Raw genomic sequence first — 5,213 nt, 5'->3', positions numbered from 1 at the left:
ACTTTACCTACGAGGATCACCTGAAGGGTTTCTGGTGTAGTAATTAGGATATCTGGCGGTACTAAAGCCTGCTTCCCCCTCTCCTTAACCTCGGTATCCCCATGCCGGACCGCTAACCTTAGATCTAAACGTTTGCACCACCACTCCAACCTCTCCAGCAGATCCCGATTTAAGGCCCTCAGAGGGGTAATGTAGAGGACCTTGATCCCTCTAACCTTCTCCTCCATCGTATAAAGCGCATTTAAAATAGGTAAGAAGGCAGCCTCGGTCTTTCCAGTCCCAGTCGGTGCGATGAGTAAAAGATTTTTGCCACTCATGATTAGAGGTATGGCTTTAATCTGAGGCTCCGTGAATGACAAAAAGCCACGATCATAAATCGCCTTACGAATGGGGCTTGCGAATTGAGAAAAGATATCAACAGATGCCTCTACCATATATGCTCACTGAGATCGATCCAACCTTCTCTTTAGTTACATAGTTTGATTCTTTACACAACCTATAAAGCGCAATGGCTAAAGATATCTGCACTATGGTTCTGTTAAACTTTATCAGAGAATAGTAGATAAGCCTTTTTAGTCCGCTTTAACTGATACTTTTACTTTAATTGCACATTAAGTACACATTTGTGATTTACTACAGCGGTTCATCGCACTATCTTTACCTTGTCTATAACAGTATATTTATATTCATTCATCAATAATATATATACATCATGTCGATTGATGTTCATTATATCATTGAGGTTTTTCGTGAGATTTGTAAGCGGACGCTTCAATCTTTACTTGGTGAGGCTTCGGGAGAAGCGGTTTTATTCCTTCTACGTAAGAATTTAGGGCGCGATCCATCAGAAGTCTTCTGGGAAGATCCCGGAGCCGTTTACCGTGAGATGGAGAGGATTTTTGGGATTGGTGCTAAAGTTTTAATTAACTTTTTGGTGACAAAGATTAATGAAAAGTTCGATTTGAATATGAACCCTGAACACTTTTTGGATCTTATGCGCAGTGGTGATCAGCACTCAGTTGAAGAGATACGTTCATTTTTGGCGAAGATAGCTGAATTATATAAGAAGGGGGAAGGTGTGAGTGAGGGCGAGTAGGATCGGGAGGGTTTCGAGCGGGATAGATAGTTTAGATGAAGTCATTAGCGGAGGTTTCCTAAGGGGCAGCTTAATGATAGTGGCAGGGAACCCGGGGACTGGTAAGACGATTTTTTCGGCGACATCCCTCTATAATCGTATAGTTAAACATGGTGAGAAAGGTGTATACGTTAGCTTCGCCGAGGATAAAGAGACATTTCTTACCAATATGCGATCCCTTGGCTTCGATTTTGAGCAGCTTGAAAAGATAAATAAGTTCCGCTTTCTCGACCTGGTGACAGTGAAGGAAGAGAGCGCCTCAGTAGTAATGGAGACGATACTAAAGGAGTTGAGCGAATTCGGGGCTACGTGCCTCGTCATAGATTCTATTTCAGCCATAGCACAGGCATTTAAGGATGTCCATGAAGTTAGGATCGTTCTGCATACGATTTTGAATAAGGTTACTAAACTCTTGGGTTGTACGACCATCCTGGTAGTGGAGGTTCCGTATGGTGAGAATAGGATGGGGCTTGGTATAGAGGAGTTCATCGCTGACGGTATCATTCTGCTTAGAAGAAGTGAGTTTGAAGGTGGGAGGTTCTTGAGGGAGCTAGAGATACTTAAAATGAGAGGTGTTCCTACCCCTGAAGCACGGTTAATATTCACACTTATGGATGGGTTCAAGACCTTCCATTCATTTAAACCTAAGCAGATCGATAAGCCACGAAGATTTCAACCTCAGCCAGATACGGAGAGATACTTCTCAACAGGTTCACCAAGTCTCGATAAAGTACTTGGAGGAGGTTATCCAAGAGGTTCAGCAGTTCTATTTGAGATCGATGAGTATGTGTCAATATTACAGTACCAGTTGATCTTGTCTCCAACAGTATGGAATTTTGGTGCCCATGGAAGAGGTATAATAGTACTCCCTTCAGCTGGTGTGGATCATAATACTGTAAGGATGAAAGTTGAAGAGGCAGGTTTCACTAGGGATGAGATTAATAAGCTCTTAAGAGTGTGTGTCAAAACTACTCCCGAACTTAAATTGGAGCCCTATATGGTAACATTTAAGGGCGGGGATCTCTTAGAGGATTACGTTAAGTACCTAGAGGTTGAAAAGGAGCTTAGAGAAAGTACAAATCAACCGATACTTCATATCACTGGAATAGATATGCTCGCGGATATATATGGTGCGAAGAAGGCTACCTCGCTCATAAAAAGCTATATTACGAAGGTAAGAGAGCTTGGAGATTTAAGTGTATTATTACTTAAGCCAGGGTATCCGAAGCTAGCAAAGATTCTCGGTGCGGCAGTAGACACACACTTAAAGATCACACGAAAGTATGGAATTGTAATTCTCTATGCTATAAAGCCTAGAACAAATCTTTACGTAGTAGAAATGGATGTGTCAGAAGGTTATCCCATGCCGAAGCTGACACCGATACTTTAATTATTTAATTTATGATATCCAATATGGTGTTAATTTTATATGAACCGTATATCTACTGGAAGCACTACACTTGACCTTATTCTTAACGGCGGCTTCCAGACTGGTAGTCTTATATCCATCACAGGTCCGCCGGGCTCGGGCAAGACCATTTTCGCTACCAATTGGATTTATAATAATGCTGAAAAGTTTGACAAATGTGGCTTATATGTGAGTTTTATTGAAGGGTACAAAAACTTTGTTGCGAATATGAATAGTCTGGGCTTAGACTTTGAAAGGTTGGAGCGTAAGGGGAAGTTAAAGTTTGTGGAGATGGTTACAGTTAAAGGGCAAGCCCTCCCGACCATCATTGAGCATATACTACACGAAATTACTAAGATCGGTGCGAGCATGCTCGTCATAGACTCTTTCTCGGTAATGTCACAAGCCATAGGGAAAGCTCACGATGTGCGTATACTTGCGCATATGATTCTAAGTAAGATCGTTAGAGAAATGGGTTGTACAACTATGCTAATAATTGAGAAGATGAGCGCTAAAGAAACCTTTGAACCGGTAGAGTTCCTATCTGACTTCATAATCCACCTTTCTAAGGTCGAGGTTAATGGGGCGCTCCTAAGATACTTAAAGATACTCAAGGCGCGAGGAACGGAGGTACAGCAACCACAATTAGCCTTCACATTGAAAGATGGCTTCAAAGCCTTCCAGCCAATAAGTATGGGAGGGTTTGCTGAACCGACAAAGAGATTTAAGATCATCCCTCACGGCAAGGATCACTATTCCTCAGGTATTACAAACCTAGACAGAACGATGGGCATGATGTTTAGAAGTGGGTCTTACAATCTCTTAGAGGTTGGGATGGATGTAACCTTACCGCCCGAGCGATTATTCCGAGTGACCGTCTCAAACGCATTAAACCAGGGCACATGTGTTGTTATTCTTCCACCCCAAGGTTTAAGCGCATTAACAGTTTGGAGATCGTTGGAACCATTCGTTGACGAAGAAACCTTAAAGTGCAACCTTAAGATCGTAGACTTCAAAGCGACCCTTACTGAAAAGGTCGAGCCATATGTGATCCTCTTTGAAGGGAGGTCGTTGAAGGAAGATATGATGCGCTTCTGGAATGTAATTTCAGACTTTAGGATGAAGAGCGGTAAGCCAGTCCTCACAGTCGTCGGTTTTGACACGTTGGAATATGTCTACGGGTTGAACGAAATTCTGAAGGTTCTGGGCGAAGATCTGGCGAAGATAAAGAATCTTGGTGATGTAAGGTTAAATATCGTTAGGCCAGAGTGTGCAATAAGCGACTCCTTAAGGTCTTTAGCTACTACACATATAATTATGAGAGAGATCTGTGGTGCGATCTTCCTTCAAGGAATAAAGCCAAAGACCCCGCTACTAAATGTCGAACTTCATACAAACGAAGAGACAGAGATCAAGTTAACACCAGTATTATAGATTTTTGCTTCACTAAAAACCCTATAGAAGATATGCTACATAGGAGTAAAATGAAAGAACCCATTAGAATAGAATTTTTAAAATTTACAATTTTTCCACATTTAACATATTTTATTCGATCGATTTCAATAATTTCAATTATTCCGCTCTTCCTTAACCATAAAGATTCAACTACATTGAAATCATCAATCCAATTGCTAATATTAAAGAAACTTTGGGCCTGAACTAAAAACATCTCTAGACTCGATCTTTATCTTTTAACTTTAAAATCAGAAGGGTATCTACCGTTAAGTAATGTTACTATTTTCACCTTGATCGAGCCTTCAGCCTCTTATGTACACTTAATTTACGAGACAGCCTTAGATTTTAAATTTATATTTAGAGGGTGATTAGTTCATGGTATGGCGACTATCGATTTAGCTACGAAATTAAGCGAGTATGCACTCTCTTTAACTCATAAAGATATACCGAATGTTGTGATTCACGAAGCTAAGCGAAGGTTTATAGATACACTGGGGTGTGCGATTGGTGCTTTTGATGCCGAGCCTGTTAAGATTTCTAAGAAGGTTGCTGAGCGTGTAAATAGTAGCTACTCTGCAACAATCTTTGGAACCAGTGTAAAGACATCTGTAGATCTAGCTACATTCGTAAATGGTGCGATGATACGCTACTTGGATTACAATGATACTTACCTATCTAGAGATCCAGGCCATCCGAGTGATAACTTATCTGCTGTAATAGCTGTAGGAGAGGCTGAAGAAGCTACGGGCTTAGATATAATTACTGCTGCCATTGTAGCTTATGAAATACAGTGTAGACTTTGTGATGCTCTTGCGATAAGGGTGAAAGGTTGGGACCATGTAACTTACGGGGGTGTCTCAAGTAGCTTAGCTGCTGCGAAACTCATGAATCTATCGGTAGAGGAGGCTGCTCACGCTTTAAGTTTATCTCTTATAGCGAGTATTGCTATGAGACAAACACGATGTGGTCAAATATCGATGTGGAAGGCCTGTGCCTTCTCGAATGCTGCAAGGAATGCGGTATTTGCTTGTATGCTTGCAAGAGAAGGTATGACGGGACCAGCACCGATATTTGAAGGTGAAGAAGGTTTCTTTAGACTTGTATCAGGACCTGTAAGTATAGATGTAGAGGGGTTTGGGGGTAGAGGTGGAAACTTTAAGATCCTCGAAACCTCCATCAAATACTACCCTTCTGAGTACCATTCACAAAGTGCTG

General features: G+C 41.4%; 5 protein-coding genes. 4 read left to right on the top strand and 1 reads right to left on the bottom strand.

Going from position 1 to position 5,213, the window contains the following annotated elements:
• Nucleotides 1–359 (bottom strand): DEAD/DEAH box helicase (locus tag NZ896_03390; protein MCS7116495.1); only part of this gene is annotated, 359 nt, incomplete at its 3' end.
• 353 nt (nucleotides 360–712) lie between these two features.
• On the opposite strand from NZ896_03390, the gene NZ896_03385 reads away from it, so the two are divergent.
• The 4 genes from NZ896_03385 to NZ896_03370 all read left to right on the top strand — a co-directional run.
• The gene (locus NZ896_03385; GenBank protein MCS7116494.1) at nucleotides 713–1,096 is read left to right on the top strand and encodes a hypothetical protein; all 384 of its coding nucleotides are present in this window, start codon (nucleotides 713–715) and stop codon (nucleotides 1,094–1,096) included.
• Nucleotides 1,083–2,525: a hypothetical protein gene (locus NZ896_03380; GenBank protein ID MCS7116493.1), complete on the top strand. Its 1,443-nt coding sequence runs from the start codon at nucleotides 1,083–1,085 to the stop codon at nucleotides 2,523–2,525. Before NZ896_03385 ends, NZ896_03380 begins: the two co-directional genes overlap by 14 nt.
• Before the next feature lie 39 nt (nucleotides 2,526–2,564).
• A complete protein-coding gene (locus NZ896_03375) occupies nucleotides 2,565–3,977 on the top strand; it encodes an AAA family ATPase (GenBank protein MCS7116492.1) in 1,413 nt (470 codons plus the stop codon).
• Nucleotides 3,978–4,378: 401 nt separating this feature from the next.
• The coding region (locus NZ896_03370; GenBank protein MCS7116491.1) for an MmgE/PrpD family protein at nucleotides 4,379–5,213 on the top strand (835 nt) is incomplete at its 3' end.

This window comes from Nitrososphaerales archaeon, assembly GCA_025058425.1.
Taxonomy (GTDB): domain Archaea; phylum Thermoproteota; class Nitrososphaeria; order Nitrososphaerales; family JANXEG01; genus JANXEG01.
This window is presented reverse-complemented; position numbering and strand designations above follow the sequence as displayed.